Source organism: Streptomyces sp. NPDC001381, assembly GCF_042895685.1.
In the GTDB taxonomy this organism is placed as follows: domain Bacteria; phylum Actinomycetota; class Actinomycetes; order Streptomycetales; family Streptomycetaceae; genus Streptomyces.
The window spans coordinates 20,045-35,029 of sequence record NZ_JBIAWO010000008.1 but is presented as its reverse complement, the minus strand read 5'-3'; the positions used below and the strand labels follow the sequence as shown (position 1 = coordinate 35,029).

Genomic DNA, 14,985 nt, shown 5'->3' with positions numbered 1-14,985 from the left:
GTGTCGGTGAAGGCCGTGCGCATCGTCTGGCGCATCACGCTGCTCAACGTCCGTGCCTCGATGGAGTACCGCACCGAGTTCCTGCTGAACATCGTGGCCGGCGCGATCTGGCAGGTGGCGGTGATCGTGTTCGCGACCGTGCTGCTGTCCCGGTTCACCGGGATGGGCGGCTGGGACAGCTCGGAGGTGCTGCTGATCCCGGCGACGCGGATGCTCGCGCACGGTCTGATGGTGCTGCTGCTGGGGCGGATGCACTTCATCGGCCGGCAGATCCAGGAAGGGAGGATCGACGTCTATCTGCTGCGCCCCATGCCGGTGCACCGCCAGGTCCAGCTCGCCTACTTCCCCGCCAACGCGATCGGCGACCTGACCGTGGCGGCGGGTCTGATGGTGGGCGCGATCAGCCGCAGCCGTCTGGACTGGACGTCGGGCCGCATCGCGTACCTGGTCGCGGCGGTCGTCGGCGGCATGCTGCTGGAGGCGGCGCTCTTCACCGCGGTGGCCGCCGCCTCCCTGCGTTTCCCGGCCGCCGACCACTGGAGCCGCTGGCTGGAGGAACTCCTCGGGACCTTCGGCAGCTACCCGCTGAACGTGCTCCCGCGCGCGGTCGGCGGCCTGCTGACCTACGGCCTTCCGCTCGCGTTCGTCGCCTATCTGCCGGCCGCCGTCCTCACCGGCCACGGCCACGACACCGGCGTCCCCTACTGGCTGGCGGCGGCCTCCCCCCTGCTGGGCGCGCTGGTGTACCTGGGGTCACGGCTGCTGTGGCGCTGGAGCCTCGGGCGCTACACCGGCGTGAACGGCTGACCACGGCCGGGGGACCGTCACCCTCGTCCCGCCCCGCGGACCGGGGTCAGCAGGGCGACCGTCGCGACCAGGACGCAGGCGCCGCCCGCCGCCAGGGCCACGGGGGCGGTTCCATGGTGTTCCGCCGTCCAGGTCAGGACGGCCGCGCCGACCGGGGCCGCCGCGTAGTGGAGGGTCCAGAAGGCGGAGGTGACGCGGCCGAGCAGCGGCTCGGGGGTCACCTCCTGGCGCAGGGACATCGAGCAGGTGCCGGCGACGGCGACACAGGCCAGGAAGACGGCGGCGAGGGCACCCACGACCGGCACGTCCTGCGCCCAGCCCAGACCCGCGACGGCGGCGCCGCTCACCGCGACCGCGGCCGTCCAGGTCGGGCCGAAGCCGAGCCTGCGGCGCACCCGGGCCACGAGCAGGGAGCCGGCGACGGTGCCGAGCGCGCCGGTCGCCAGCACGCTGCCGACCGTGCCGTCGTCCTGGCCGAGATCGTGCTTGAGGTGGTAGATGACCAGGTCGTTGAGGCCGAGGGTGAGGAAGCTGAAGACGAAGAGCAGGGCGGTCAGCGCACGCAGCACGGGATGGCCGTACAGGAACGCCATCCCGGCCCGCAGATCCCGCCACAACGCCGCCTTCCCGGGGGCCTGTTCGTCCGGTGGCCGCCTTCGGATCCGTACGACGGACAGGCAGGCGGCGGAGACGCCGAAGCCGGCCGCGTCCACGCCGACCGCGGCGGCCGGCCCGGTCCGGGCGGCCAGCAGTCCGGCGCACAGCGGGCCGAGGACGCCGGCCGCGGCGGCGGTCGCGTTGAGCCGCCCGTTGGCCTCGGTGAGCCGGCCGGTGCCGACCAGGCCGCGGACGACGGTGACGTAGCCGACCGCGAACAGCATGCCCACGGCCTCGCACAGCGGGAGGACCGCGTACAGCAGCCAGACGCGCGGCCCGAACAGCCACACCACCGGGACCAGCCCGTAGAGCACCATCCGGACCAGGTCGCAGACGACGAGGAGCCGACGCCGGTCGACCCGGTCCACCAGCGCCCCCGCGAACACCGCCGCCACGACCGAGGCGGCACCGCCGACCGCCGTCAGCAGGCCCATGCGGGCGAGCGAGCCGGTGGCCTGAAGGACGAGCAGCGGCAGGGCGATCAGGGCGAAGGAGTCGCCGAGGAACGAGAGCGTCTGCGCGGCCCAGAAGATCCCGAAGTCCCGCTGCCGCCACAGGGGTTGCGGCCGGCCGTCGAGGCCGGTCCGCTGCGACCGGCCGCTGCGCGCCCTGTACGCCACCGCTCCCCCTCGGAGTCACCGGCACCCCTACGTCCCGCGGCGGCGGGGCACGGGCCAGCACCCGCGTTCCCCTCCCCGCCTCCGGGAGCAGCCGCGCCGCACCCACCGCCGAACCGCCGCCGACGGCACGTGACACCCTGGTGAAGGCCCGGCTGCCCTTAGGATTTCCCTGATCTGTCAAGGCCCGAGTCCACCAAGGCGGTCCCGCATGCCCCGCGCCGGCCTCACCACCGACCGTCTCGTCGCGGCCGCCGCCGAGCTGGCCGACGAGGCCGGGGCCGACGGCGTCACCATCTCGGCGCTGGCCCGGCGCTTCGGCGTCAAGGACGCGAGCCTGTACTCCCACGTCAGGAACCTCGGCGATCTGCGGACGCGGCTCGCGCTGTTCGTGGGCGGCGAGATGATCGACCGTATCGCCGTGGCCGTCGCCGGGCTGGCCGGCAAGGACGCGCTCGCCGCCTTCGCCGGCGCCTACCGGGAGTACGCCCTCCAGCACCCGGGACGGTACGCGGCCGGGCAGATCCGCATCGACCGGGACCTCCTCGCCGAGCCGGAGCCCGCCGCCCTGCGCCGCACCGCCGAGATCACCTACGGCATGCTGCGCGCCTACGGCCTCGCCGAGCCCGACCTCACCGACGCCGTCCGCCTGCTGCGCAGCACCTTCCACGGGTACTGCGCCCTGGAGGCCGGCGGGTCGTTCGGCGCGCCCCGGGACGTACAGCGGTCGTGGGAGAAGGCGATCGACGCGCTGCACACGGCCCTGACCCACTGGCCCCGCGAGGACGTCCCGGGGGACTGACCTCCTTGTGCCGACCGCTGTCCGCGCCCGCTGGACGCGTTCGTCCGCGTGTTCATACGCGCACGCTGGACGCCCGGCGCTGCGGCGCCGGCCGAACCGTCGCCGGCACCGCGCCGCCCGCCGCTCAGCCGGACGCGGTGGCCGTCCGCTCCGCCTCGCCGCGCTCCACGCAGAACTCGTTGCCCTCCGGGTCCGCTAGGACGACCCAGCCGGTGCCGTCGGGCCTGCGCCGGTCGTCGACCAGCGTGGCGCCGAGGGCGAGCAGGCGCTCCACCTCCTCGTCCCGGGTCCGGCCCTGCGGCTGGAGGTCGAAGTGGACGCGGTTCTTGACGGTCTTGGGCTCCGGGACGGTGACGAAGAGCAGGCCCGCCCCCTCGATCAGCGCCTCCTCGTCACCGGGCTTGTCGTCCTCGTGCAGGGGCCGGCCGAGCACCTCGGACCAGAAGCTGCCGAGGGCGTAGGCGTCGGAGCAGTCGACCGTCACATGGCGGATGGCAGAAGTCATGCCGGGATTGTTCTGCACGCCCTTCACGCGCGGCAACGCCGAATTCCCGCCCCGGCACGCTCTGTTCACCCGTCCCGGACATCCCTCCCGGCACGGCAACCCTTCTCCGTCCCGGCGGCGACCACAGGCCATGACATCTGCACGACGCACCACGCGCCACCGCCGCATCCGCGCGGCCCGCAAGCCCGCGATCGGCGCCCTCGCCGCCGCCGGGGTGCTCGCCGGCGCGTGGTACGCCACCGCCGGGGCCGCGACGACCACCGCCGCGCCGAACCTCACCCCCACCACCACCGCCGTGGCCCTCGACGCCAAGTTCCCCTATCTCTCAGCCGGTTACAACAACACGCGCGAGTGGACGCGGACCACGACCGCGGTGGCACCCGACGGCACGCTGCGGGTGGCCTGGCCCGCCGCGGACGGCGTCCATGTCACCCCGCTGACCGCCGCCGGGAAGCGCTCGGGCGCGGACACGGTGGTCAAGGGCGCCCGGGAGGTCGGCGGCCTGGTCGCGCACAACGACGGGTTCGCGCTGCTCACCCGCGTCCTGGACACCAACAAGTGGAAGGAGACGGCGGCGGCGATCGTCCGCTACACCGACGGCAGACAGACCTTCCGCACGAAACTCACCGGCACCGCCTCGCACGACACGGCTCCGCTGCTCGACGGCCAGCTCACCTGGAACGGCACCAAGTACGGCGCCTACTTCGTCGTGCACGGCGCGGGCGGCTTCGCCGACGGGCACTACGGCGACAAGCTGACGTACCTCAGTGCCAAGGGGACGAAGCTCAGCGGCGGCTGGAGCTGGGGATGCAGCCACAACGAGGGCATCGCGCTGCACGCCGAGACCTCCGGCGCCTTCACCTCCCTCTGCTTCGACGACTGGCGCTCGGGCCTGTTCGTCACCACGGGGATCGGCGCCCCGGACACCGCCCCGGTCGTGCAGCGCGAGCAGTGCTGGGCGGGGTACTGCGGCGGCACCTTCCCCGGCCGCACGGGTGACCTCGTGAAGTCCTCCACCGGTCGCTACGCCACCGCGTTCGCCTCGCGCGGGGCCGCCTCCGCGAAGAAGAACCCGGACGACTCCAGCGGCCGCGGCTGGACCGTCGAGCCGAAGACCAGCACCCATCAGGTCGCCGTCGCCTTCATGAAGAACCGTGCCTCCGGCCCCGGCAAGGCGGTCCGTCTGACCCATGCGGCCGGTACCGAGAACGTCGACGTCCACCTCGCCCCGTACGGCAAGGACCGGCTCCTGCTGTCCTGGGAGTCCCTGAAGAACGCCAAGTGCGCCGAGGGCACCTGCACCGGCACGTTCACCGGCACCCATCTGCGTCTCATCGACTGGAACGGCACGTTCCGGAGCGCGGACAAGGTGGTGAGCACCCGCATCACGGGCGATCTCGCGGTCCTCAGGGACGGCACCCTGACCTGGGCGTACGCCCCCGTGACCCCGACGTACACCAAGGCGCTCACCGGGGCCTCGCCGACCACGACGACCCTGCGGATCGCCCGCCTCGAGCCGTGACGCCCCAGGCGGCCGGCGCGTGTGAAACCCCGGCGTCCGGCGCCGTGGTGAAGCCCGGGGCCGCCGGGGAACGTACGGGGCCGGTCAGCCGTCCGCCCCGGCGGCGGGCGGCCCGACCCGTACGGCGTCCCCGGAGAGGCTCACCCGGACCTCGGTCCCCCCGCTCCAGCGCACGCGGATCCCGTCCGGTCCCTCCACCCGGACGGAGACCGTGTCCTCCAGCGGGACCGGTCTCGGCTCGGCGGTGAGCCGGGCGAGCGCGACGAACAGGGTGGCCCCCTCCCCCGTAGTACCCGTGAGGGATGCGGGGGAGCCGGAGGAACCGGGTGAGCCGGGGAAGCCGTCCAGACCGGAGACCGGGACGAGCTCCGCGCGTACCCCCTCCGGGGCCGCCCACCCCGTCACCCGCACCGGGGTCCCGGGCTCCGCCCCCGTCACCAGATGGGCCCGCACCTCCGTGGCGCCCCGCGCCAGCAGGACGCTGGTGACCCGTACCCCGGCGCCGCCCACGGTGTGCCGGGACGCCGCCCAGCCGTCCCCCGCGCCCAGCGGCTCGATACCCGTACGACTCGGGTCGCCCCCGACGGTCACACTGTTGTCGTACGCCGCGGAGGAGGACGACGCCAGGGAGGCCGACGGGGAGGGGGCCGTCGCCGTCGAGTACGCCAGCCGGGTGTAGTACGGGTCGTAGCGGACGTCCTCGCTGCCGTGGTTGTGCAGCCGCACCAGCCCGTCGGCCCGGGTCGACTGCAGGAGCCAGTTGGGCGCGGCGACCGGTGTCACCGCGTCCTCCCGCTCCGCCGGGCCCGGCTCCTCCGGTGCCGTCCACACCTCGTGCTCCGGGGGCAGCAGCAGACCGAGGAAACCCTTGCTCGCCCAGTAGGGGGAGGCGGGACCCGAGTAGCCCTGGAGGACGGCGGGGTCGGGGCCGTGCCAGCCGAGGGTGAGCAGGCCACGCTGGTCGACGGCGTGCCGCTCCAGGAAGTACTTCAGCGCGCCCGAGGCCAGTCTGCGCGTCTCGCCGGGCGGCAGCGGGGTGTGGCCGGTGAGGGCGCCCAGCCACAGGGGCGCGGCCGTGGCGAAGCGGTAGGTGAGCGAGCGGCCCTGGTGCAGGGGGGCGCCGTCGCCGCCGAACAGGCGTGCGTAGTCGGCGAGGTGGGCCCGGAGGCGGCTGCCGTACGCGGTCATCAGTCGGCTGTCGCCGGCGAGATGGGCGTGCAGCACCGGATACAGGTGCATGGCCCAGCCGTTGTAGTAGTCGTATTTCCGGCCGTCGCCGTCCGTGTACCAGCCGCCGCCGACGTACCAGTTCTCGATCCGCTCCAGCCCCCGGTCGATCGCCCTGCCGGCCGCCTCGGGCCGGTAGCCGATCTCCTGGAGGAAGCCGCCGACCGTGACGGGGAACAACTCCCAGTTGCACGGCCAGGGTTCGGCGGTCAGCGCGTCGCCGAGCCAGGCGGCCGCGCGGTGCCGTACGGAGTCGTCGAGACGGTCCCAGAGGAGGGGCCGGGTCAGCCGCAGCGCGAGGGCGATCGACGCGGCCTCGACGAGCGGCTGGCTCCGGTCCTCGATACGGGGCCACACCCCGAAGACGCCGGCCGCGAGTCCGTCCGCGTACCGCTGAAGTGCCGTCTCGTCCCGGCGGAAGGCGGCGAGGAGCAGGGTGCGGGCGTATCCCTCCAGCCCGTCGGAGAGACGGCCCGACCAGCTCTCCCGGTCGCCGGGGAAGTGGTAGAGGGCGCGGTCCTCGGTGGCGTACGGCTCCACCGCGGCCAGCAGGGCGTCGGCGGCCGCCTCCCAGTGGGCGCGGGTGTAGCCGGTGCGGGGGCTGAGGGCGGGGTCGGGCGGGGGCAGGTGCATCGGCGGGTTCTCTCTCGGCACGCGGCCGGTACGGGTGCCGGCGGCCTCGGCCCCGTACGGGTCGGGGCCGGGAAGACCCCGGCTCTCGTCAGGGGCGGGACCTGGGGGCGTCCCGGTTCCGGTCGGGGCGCCCCCAGGGGTTCATCCCACCCGCACGGTGCCCCTCGGCACCAGGTGCTGGGCGACGAGCTCGTCGCGGACCAGGCCCGCGTAGACCGTGGCTCCGTGCACGGAGGTGTGGGTGTTGTCGCGTTTCTCGTTGTAGAGGTAGAGCGCCTTGGAGCCCTCCACGCCCAGGGACTCCACCAGTGCCTTCGTCCTGGCCGTCAGGTCGATCAGCGGTACGTCCCGCGCGGCGGCGACCGAGCGGATCACCGCCGGGTGGTCGACGCCGAGTCCGTTGACCAGCAGGGCGGTTCCGTTGTTCAGCGTGCCGTCGGAGTTGAACCAGCGGCGCACGATGGGCGTGACGAGGACCGGTTCGCCGCCCTTGTCGCGCACTCCCGCCACCAGTGTCTCCAGATTCGTGCGGTACGTCACCTCGTCGGTCGTCTTGTCGTTGTGCGCGAGCTGGATCAGGACCAGGTCGCCCGGGCGGATCCGCGGCTGGACGGTGGCCCACAGCTGCGGGTTCTGCAGGTAGGTGACCGTACTCTCGCCGGAGTCCGCGTAGTTGGCGACCGACACGCCCTTGCGCAGGTACTGCGGGAGTTCCTGGCCCCAGCCGGTGTAGGGATCGCCGGGCTGGTCGCAGACGGTGGAGTCGCCGACGAGGAAGATCTGGCGGGCGTGCCGGGCGGGGGTGACCCGGATGCCGGCGAGGGCGGGCGCCGAGCCGCCGAGTACCAGGTCCAGGCCGGGAGTTCCCTCCGCGCCGGTCGGTTCGCCCTCGGGCGTACGGACGTCGACGGTGAAGCTGCGGGCGACGCGTTCGCCGGCCGCGGCGGTGGTCTCGGGCAGCAGCGCGCGCCGGGTCTCGCCGCTGACGCTCGTGCTCGAGCCGGCGTCACCGCCGAGCAGGACCCTGACGTCGTACGTGCCGGGCGGGACGTCGAAGTGGCAGGCGGTGGCGGTGCAGTGGTCGATGCCGAGCGGTGCGGGGCGCTCGTACGCCCGGGCGGTGGCGGGGACGGCGGTGAGCACGGCGGTCAGGGTCAGCGTCGCCGACGCGGCGATGGTGAAACGTCTCACTTGCGGCTCCTCCGTCACGGCTGCAGTCCTGGCGGCTGGACCGTACCGCCTCCGGCAAGCGCTTTCTAGACCCTGGACCGATTTCACGAGGTCACCAACCTCCAAGCAGCGAAAGCCCTTTCGCGAAATCGATTCAACTGTCACTCTCTCCCACACCCGCACACCCCACACCTCCCGAAGGAGGCACCCCCATGTCCGGATCCGACCGCCACCCGGTCCGACGCCGCACCTTCGTCCTCGGCACCGCGGCCGCCGCCGGTTCGACCGCCCTCGCCGGCCCGCTCGCCGCCCCCGCGTCCGCCGCGGGCTTCGGCTGGAGCGACGACGGCTCCCACTACGTCGTCGACACCGGCGCGAGCCTGGTCTTCAAGGTCAGCAAGACCAACGGCGACCTGACCTCGCTGGTCTACAAGGGCACCGAGTACCAGGGCTACGACGGCAAGAACTCGCACATCGAATCCGGCCTGGGCACCTCGACGGTGACGATCGGTCAGTCCGGTTCGACGATCCTGGTCTCGGTCACGTACGGCACGCTCAAGCACTACTACGCGGCCCGCAGCGGCGAGAACAACATCTACCTGTGGACCAACAAGGCCGACACGTCGGTCTCGGCGACCCGCTACATCGTGCGCGTGAAGAAGGGCCTGTTCCTCAACGACGAGCCCGACTCCTACACCTACACGTCCTCCACCATCGAGGCCTCGGACGTGTTCGCGAAGTCCGACGGCCAGACCCGCTCCAAGCACTACGCGAAGCTGCGGGTGATGGACTACGACTACATCGGCTGGACGACGGGATCCGTCGGACTGTGGATCGTGCGCAGCAACCACGAGAAGGCCTCCGGCGGCCCGTTCTACCGCTCCCTGCTGCGCCACCAGAGCGCCGACGGCGGCGGTCTGTACGAGATCCTGTACTACGGCGAGAACCAGACCGAGGCCCAGCGCTTCGGTCTCCAGGGCCCCTACGTCATCGCCCTCACGGACGGCGGCGCGCCCTCCTCGTCGCTCTTCCCCGGGACGCTGACCACGTCCTGGGCGGACTCCCTCGGCATCGCCGGGTACGTCGGAGCGGGCGGCCGGGGGCGGGTCGCGGGCGTCGGTATCACGGGGCGGAACACGGCGTACGCCTACACGGTCGGGCTCGCCAATTCGGCCGCTCAGTACTGGGGGCCGGCGCGGGCCTCGGACGGCTACTTCTCCGTCGGCGGGGTGCTGCCGGGGACGTACACGCTGACCGTCTACAAGGGCGAGTTGGCTGTATACAGTACACAGGTGACCGTGTCCGCCGGCGGTACGACCACCCTGAACACGATCGCCGTCCCGTCCTCGAACGACCCGAGCAACGCGAGCGCGATCTGGCGGATCGGCGACTGGAACGGCACGCCCGGCGGTTTCAAGAACGCCGACCTGATGACGTACGCGCATCCGTCCGACGTGCGGGCCGCGTCCTGGACCGGCAACGTGGTGATCGGCAGCGGCAGCGAGACGTCGTCCTTCCCCTGCTATCTGTGGAAGGACGTCAACAGCGGGATCATCGTCTACTTCCGGCTGACCGCCGCCCAGGCCGCCGCCGCGCACACCCTGCGCATCGGCGTGACGACGGCCTACGCCAACGGCCGTCCGCAGATCGTCGTCAACGACACCTGGACGTCGGCCGTCCCCTCCCCGCCCACCCAGCCGAGCACCCGGTCGCTGACCGTGGGCTCCTACCGGGGCAACAACCACACGTTCACCTACAGCGTGCCGGCGTCCGCCTGGCTGACGGACACCAGCGCCTACAACCAGCTGAAGATCTACGTGGCGAGCGGCTCGGGGACGACGTCCTTCCTCAGTGCGGGCACGTCGATCGACGCGATCGACCTGCTCGCCTGACATCACCTCATGTTCCCTGCGTCCACTGCTGGTTCGTGCCGCCGTTGCACGTGTACGTGATGATCGCGGCCGAGTTGGCGGTGGACGCGCCGCTCACGTCCAGGCACTTGCCGCCGGCGCGGGACTTGACGGTCACATAGCCGCCGCTGGTGGTGAGGGACCACTGCTGGGTGGTGGCCGAGGCGTCGCAGTTCTCCTGGGTGACGGTGCTCGCGTTCTCCCGCACGCACAGGGAGCTGTTGCGGACGACCAGCTGGTAGTAACCGCTTCCCACCGACTTGAACCAGTACTTCTGGTTGTTGCCGCCGTTGCAGGTGTACTGCTTGATCTGGGCCCCCTGCCACAGCGACTGGCTGGTCACGTCGGCGCACTTGGAGCTGTGCCGGGCGACCAGCGTGTTGTACGTGGCACTGGTACCGGTCACCGTCCCGGCGGCCGTGTCGACGGTGACCTCCGGGGACCAGGACAGGGACAGGGAGGTCGAGGTCGGGAAGGTCAGCGGCAGCCACACATAGCGGGAGTCGTTGACCGTGCCGCCGAAGGAGTTGCCCCAGCGGTCGCCCATGTACAGGTACGAGGTGCCCGAGGTGCCCTGGACCGGGAGGACGTACGCGGTCTGCGAACCGTAGGCGGTCGAGTCGCCGACGTTCGTCATCGACGACCAGGGGCCGGACAGGCTGGTCGCGGTGGCGTACTGCTGCTGGTTGGGGTTCCAGCCGGTCGCGCCCGAGGTCAGCATGAAGTAGACGCCGCCCCGCTTGAACAGGGCCGGGGCCTCGCGGTGGCCACCCGCCCAGGGGTTGGCGACCAGGCTGTCGACGGCCGTGTAGTCGGCGGTGAGCCGGTAGATGTGCAGGTCGTAGTTCTCGTTGGCGGCGGAGACCATGTAACCGGTTCCGTCGGTGTCGACGAACGTGGTGATGTCGCGGGACATGTACGCGCCGAGGGGGCGGAAGCTGCCGTGGTAGGTGTAGCTGCCGTCGACGGTGTCGGAGACGGCGACGGCCGCGCGGGCCTCGCTGTAGTCGGTGCCGTTCTCCTTGTGCATCCACATCACGAACTTGCCGGTGGAGGCGTTGTAGACGACCTTGGGCCGCTCGATGTAGGCGGTGCCGAGCTCGGAGGCGCTGGACTGGGTCAGGACATGGTTCCTGAACTCCCAGTTCTTCAGGTCGGTGGAGCGGTAGGCGTCCACGTACCGGAAGGTGTTGTCCGGGTTGCGGTCCTCGCCGAACCAGTAGTAGTAGCCGCCGACCTTGATGACACCGCCGCCGTGCGCGTGCACGACGTCTCCGGAGGTGTCGGTGAACTGGACTCCGTTGGGGACGGTCAGGGCCGCCGCCCGGGCGGGCCCGGCGGTGGCGAGGGCACCGAGCAACGCCAGACAGAGGGCGAGCAGGGTGGCGTACGCACGTCTCATCTACGCACTCTCCTTCAGGTCTCGGCGACGGGCGCGCCGAAGTCGGGGGTGCCGTCCGGTCCCCGGCCCAGGGCCTGGATCCGGGTGGGGCGGTCGGGGTCGTCCGGCGGTTCGCCGTCGATCCGCCGGTGGCAGGGTCCACGGATGCGCCGTCGCGGGTGCAGAAGGGGCGTTCGTCACTGCGAACAACATGTGGAATGACGAACGCCGAAAAGGTAAGGGTGTGTTACGAGCAGGTCAACGGGTCGCGCGAGACTTGATAGAAAACCTTTTCTGGAGGATTCCGGCGGGCCCCGGCGGATTCCGGCGCGGCTGCGAATTTCTGTTATCGGCGACGGCCCCGCAGCGTCTCCGAGCCGTGCGCAGTTCTCTCCACACCTCAGCAGCGGCCGCCGGCGCCCTCGCGGCCGTCGCCGCCCTCCTGACAACCACTCCCCCGGCCGTGGCCGCCGGCGCCCGGGACGTCACCGCCGACGTACTGGCCGGCCGGGACGTCACGCTCACCGGGGACACGGTCGTCACCGTGCCGTCCGGGACGACGGCGTACCACGGTGTCTTCCGGGGCGAGGGAACGCTCACCGTGCGCGGCGGCGGGACGCTGGTCCTCACCCGGGACAGCGACTTCACCCTGCCGAAGGCGCGGCAGCGGCAGGTGGTGCGCACCCAGGGCGGCAACCACCCCTACACGACGGTCACCCACCCCGACCCGCCCGCCATCACGGTCGAACGCGGGACGACGCTGCAGTACGGCACCGGCGGCGGCACCGGTCTCATCGGCCACTTCCCTTACGACACCCCGGGCTTCCGGCTCAACCAGCTCAACGTGCGCGTCGACGGCACGCTCCGTCTGTCGCTGACCCGCACCTTCAACATCGGCACGATCAGCGGCTCCGGCCTCGTCACCCAGCCCCGCAACACCTGGGGCACCCTCGACCTGGCGGGCACGCACCCCTTCTCCGGGGTCGTCGACAACGGCACGGGCATGGCCGTCGGCCGCCCCGAATACCCCGTGTCGCTGCCGGCCGCCCGCGCGATCCTCAACCAGGGCTCCTGGATCATCGACACCCCGCTGTACCAGACGATCACCCTGCGCCAGGACTTCTACCAGCGCGCGTACGGCAGCGACGTCAACGTCCACACCCGGCCCGGCAGCAAGGTCGTCCTCACCGGCCAGTACAGCTACAGCGACCAGGGCGGCGACACGCATCCGTCGCTCAGCGACCCCGGCCTCAACTGGCGTGCGCTCCCTCATCAGTCGAACAAGCGCGGCACCAACATCGAGGGGGCGGACGTGCGGTGGGGTGACGGCACCACGCACCGGATCTTCATGCCGGGAACGAAGGACACCGTCTACATCAACCTGCACGAGCGGAGCGGGCGGCGGTCCCGGCTGACGTTCGACTACGACGGGCCGGTGACGCTGGGCGCGCCGATCGGCGGCGGTGTGTACCACGACACGCTAGCCGCGCCCGGCGCCGGGGACGTCGTCATCGCCGGCACCGAGGGGAACGACGTCACCTTCGCGGCCGCCCAGTACTACGACGGCTCCACGACCGTGGAGAAGGGCGCGGTGCTGCGGCTGGGGTCGGGGGCGGCGGGCGGGGACGGTTCCCTGCTCACCGGGACGGCACGGCGGCGGATCGTGAACGACGGAACCCTCGTCGTGCGCAACACCAGGACACCGGTCTCCCTGTCGGGGATCGGCGGGAGCGGCGCGCTCGTCCAGTCCGGGACGGCGACCACGACCCTCACCGGATCCGCGGTGACCTACACCGGCACGACCACGGTCCGGAAGGGCACCCTCGCCCTGCGCGCCGGGGCCGGCCTCGCCAACAGCCGTGCGATCCGGCTCACTTCGGCGGGCGCACGGCTGGACACGGGCGGCTCGGCGCTGCGGGTGACGAGCACGCTCGGCGGCAGGGGCACGGTCGAGGGGGCCGTCACCAACGAGGGCGTGGTCACGGGCGGGCTGACGGTGAGCGGGGACTACACCCAGCAGGACCAGGGTCAACTGGTACTGCGAGCAGCACCGTTGAAGGTGAGCGGCCGGGTGCGGCTGGGCGGCGGGCTCGATCTGTCGGCGGCCGGGTCGGCCGCCGAGGGCTCCGGGCGGGGCGAGCGGAAGCGGGAGATCGCCGTCCTCGACCACTCCGGGCACGGCGCGGTGGCCGGAACCTTCGCCGGACTGCGGGAGGGCGCGCGGGTGAAGCTCACCGACACCGTGTACCGGATCAGTTACCGGGGCGGCGACGGCAACGACGTGGTCCTCACGGCCGACGCCGTGAACTCGTCGCCGTCCGCCCGGAAGACGGCCTCCGCCGGGGAGGCCGCGGCGCGGACCCGCAGCGCGAACACCGGTATGGACGGCGGGATGGGGTGGTGGCCGTACGTCCTCGCCGCGGGGCTGCTCACGGGGCTCGGGATGCCGATGACCCTGCGCCGGCGGGCCCGGCCCCGCCGCGGTGGCGGGCGGCACGCGGCGTAGGCGTCAGACTGTCAGGACGTCCCAGGACGTCTCAGGACGCGTAAGGACGCCTCTGGGTGCCGCTCGGGGCCTCGGGGAATCCGCCCCGGGGGGCCAGGGCGCGCGCCTCCGCCGCCCACTCGGCGAGGAAGGCGAGCGTCAACCCCCTTTCCCGGTAGCGGAGTTCGGGGGACACGGTGCGTTCTCCGCCGTAGTCGAGCTGTTGCTCGCCCGCACGGGCCGGCATCCGGGCCGTCAGCCAGTCGTACTTCACGGCGGACGCGCACACCGCGAGGCGTACCAGACGTTCGTCACCGCGCCACCCGCTCTCCCGCAGTCCGTGCAGATACGCGTCGTAGGCGGCCGCCGCGTAGGCGGGAAGGCGGGCCGCGGGCAGAAAGAGATCGAGCACGCTGTCCGGGAGACAGTTGCCGAGGTCCTCCCCGAGCGCGCCGTCGCCGGCGAAGGCCCAGTCGAGCGCGACCGAATCCCCGCGGTCCGACGAGCGGACGTTCGCCGGCCACATGTCGAGATGACTGAAGGCACGCGGAAGGCGCTCCATGACGTCGAAGAACCAGTCCCGGTCGTGGTGCAGACGGACCATGTCCGCGCGCAGGCCGGGCGGGAAGTGGTCGCGGACCAGGGGCCGGCGCCAGGCCTCGTCGTCGTCGAGGAGTTCCTGGCCGAAGGTGTTGCTCTCGACGTACTGGCGCAGGAAGCGCCGTGTCAGCCACGGCTCGTCGACCGGGGGTGCCGCGCCCTGTGCCCGGCCCAGCCTGTGCAGGTGTTCGATGTGCCGCGCGAGCGGCCATGCCGTGGCCGGTTCGCCCGGTGCGTGCTCCAGCCACAGCGCCAGATCGCCGTCCGGCCGTTCGACGCAGGCCAGCAGCCGGGGGGCGCGGATGCCGTACGGCTGCCAGTGCGCGGCGAGTCCCGACTCGTAGACATCGGCCTCGCGCCGCCAGTAGTTCCAGTGCCGCGGGTCCGCCGAGGCGGCCCAGCCGGCCTCCGTCTCCTTGGAGCGGGTGAGCACCTTGAGCACGGCCGAGCGGTCGCCGGCCGAGACGGTCCAGACGCCGCCGGTGACTCCGTTCTTCGGGTTGTGCGTGAGCGGGGTGAGCAGCGCGGGCCCGCCGGAGGGGCCGAGCACCTCACCGGCTTCGGCGCGTACGAGGTCGGTGGCGGTGTGGGGCGGCATCCCTCAAGGCCAGCCGGACGCTTCCCACATGGTGGGCGAATTGTTCACGAAGTGGACGCGGACGTCCCTGC

11 protein-coding genes are annotated in these 14,985 nt (G+C 72.2%); 5 read left to right on the top strand and 6 right to left on the bottom strand.

Annotated features, from left to right (window positions below; all coding sequences use genetic code 11):
• The gene (locus tag ACFY2L_RS29735; protein WP_390823932.1) at positions 1-807 is read left to right on the top strand and encodes an ABC transporter permease; all 807 of its coding nucleotides are present in this window, start codon (positions 1-3) and stop codon (positions 805-807) included.
• A gap of 17 nt (positions 808-824) precedes the next feature.
• Here the strand turns inward: ACFY2L_RS29735 and ACFY2L_RS29730 are convergent, their stop codons facing one another.
• Positions 825-2,084, bottom strand: coding sequence for an MFS transporter (locus tag ACFY2L_RS29730; protein ID WP_390823931.1), 1,260 nt, complete (start codon positions 2,082-2,084; stop codon positions 825-827).
• Positions 2,085-2,292: 208 nt separating this feature from the next.
• On the opposite strand from ACFY2L_RS29730, the gene ACFY2L_RS29725 reads away from it, so the two are divergent.
• Positions 2,293-2,883 (top strand): TetR-like C-terminal domain-containing protein, encoded by a 591-nt coding sequence (locus tag ACFY2L_RS29725; protein ID WP_390662512.1) that lies wholly within the window; start codon positions 2,293-2,295, stop codon positions 2,881-2,883.
• A 124-nt stretch (positions 2,884-3,007) separates the two neighbouring features.
• Here ACFY2L_RS29725 and ACFY2L_RS29720 read toward each other — a convergent pair whose 3' ends face one another.
• Positions 3,008-3,388, bottom strand: coding sequence for a VOC family protein (locus tag ACFY2L_RS29720; protein ID WP_390823930.1), 381 nt, complete (start codon positions 3,386-3,388; stop codon positions 3,008-3,010).
• A 130-nt stretch (positions 3,389-3,518) separates the two neighbouring features.
• On the opposite strand from ACFY2L_RS29720, the gene ACFY2L_RS29715 reads away from it, so the two are divergent.
• Complete coding sequence (locus ACFY2L_RS29715; protein WP_390823929.1) at positions 3,519-4,910, top strand: hypothetical protein; 1,392 nt, start codon at positions 3,519-3,521, stop codon at positions 4,908-4,910.
• An 84-nt stretch (positions 4,911-4,994) separates the two neighbouring features.
• Here ACFY2L_RS29715 and ACFY2L_RS29710 read toward each other — a convergent pair whose 3' ends face one another.
• Together ACFY2L_RS29710 and ACFY2L_RS29705 are read right to left on the bottom strand one after the other, a co-directional pair.
• Positions 4,995-6,770: a DUF2264 domain-containing protein gene (locus tag ACFY2L_RS29710; RefSeq protein ID WP_390823928.1), complete on the bottom strand. Its 1,776-nt coding sequence runs from the start codon at positions 6,768-6,770 to the stop codon at positions 4,995-4,997.
• Between the two features lie 141 nt (positions 6,771-6,911).
• Entirely contained in the window at positions 6,912-7,961 is a 1,050-nt protein-coding gene (locus ACFY2L_RS29705) for a rhamnogalacturonan acetylesterase (protein WP_390823927.1), read from the bottom strand.
• A 191-nt stretch (positions 7,962-8,152) separates the two neighbouring features.
• On the opposite strand from ACFY2L_RS29705, the gene ACFY2L_RS29700 reads away from it, so the two are divergent.
• Positions 8,153-9,832, top strand: coding sequence for a rhamnogalacturonan lyase B N-terminal domain-containing protein (locus ACFY2L_RS29700; RefSeq protein WP_390823926.1), 1,680 nt, complete (start codon positions 8,153-8,155; stop codon positions 9,830-9,832).
• A gap of 7 nt (positions 9,833-9,839) precedes the next feature.
• Here ACFY2L_RS29700 and ACFY2L_RS29695 read toward each other — a convergent pair whose 3' ends face one another.
• Positions 9,840-11,252: an RICIN domain-containing protein gene (locus ACFY2L_RS29695; protein ID WP_390823925.1), complete on the bottom strand. Its 1,413-nt coding sequence runs from the start codon at positions 11,250-11,252 to the stop codon at positions 9,840-9,842.
• A 358-nt stretch (positions 11,253-11,610) separates the two neighbouring features.
• On the opposite strand from ACFY2L_RS29695, the gene ACFY2L_RS29690 reads away from it, so the two are divergent.
• Positions 11,611-13,737 carry an autotransporter gene (locus ACFY2L_RS29690; RefSeq protein ID WP_390662519.1) on the top strand — a complete coding sequence of 709 codons (2,127 nt, stop codon included), beginning with the start codon at positions 11,611-11,613 and terminating at the stop codon, positions 13,735-13,737.
• Positions 13,738-13,768: 31 nt separating this feature from the next.
• Here ACFY2L_RS29690 and ACFY2L_RS29685 read toward each other — a convergent pair whose 3' ends face one another.
• Positions 13,769-14,914, bottom strand: coding sequence for an aminoglycoside phosphotransferase (locus ACFY2L_RS29685; RefSeq protein WP_390823924.1), 1,146 nt, complete (start codon positions 14,912-14,914; stop codon positions 13,769-13,771).
• Between the last annotated feature and the right edge of the window lie 71 nt (positions 14,915-14,985).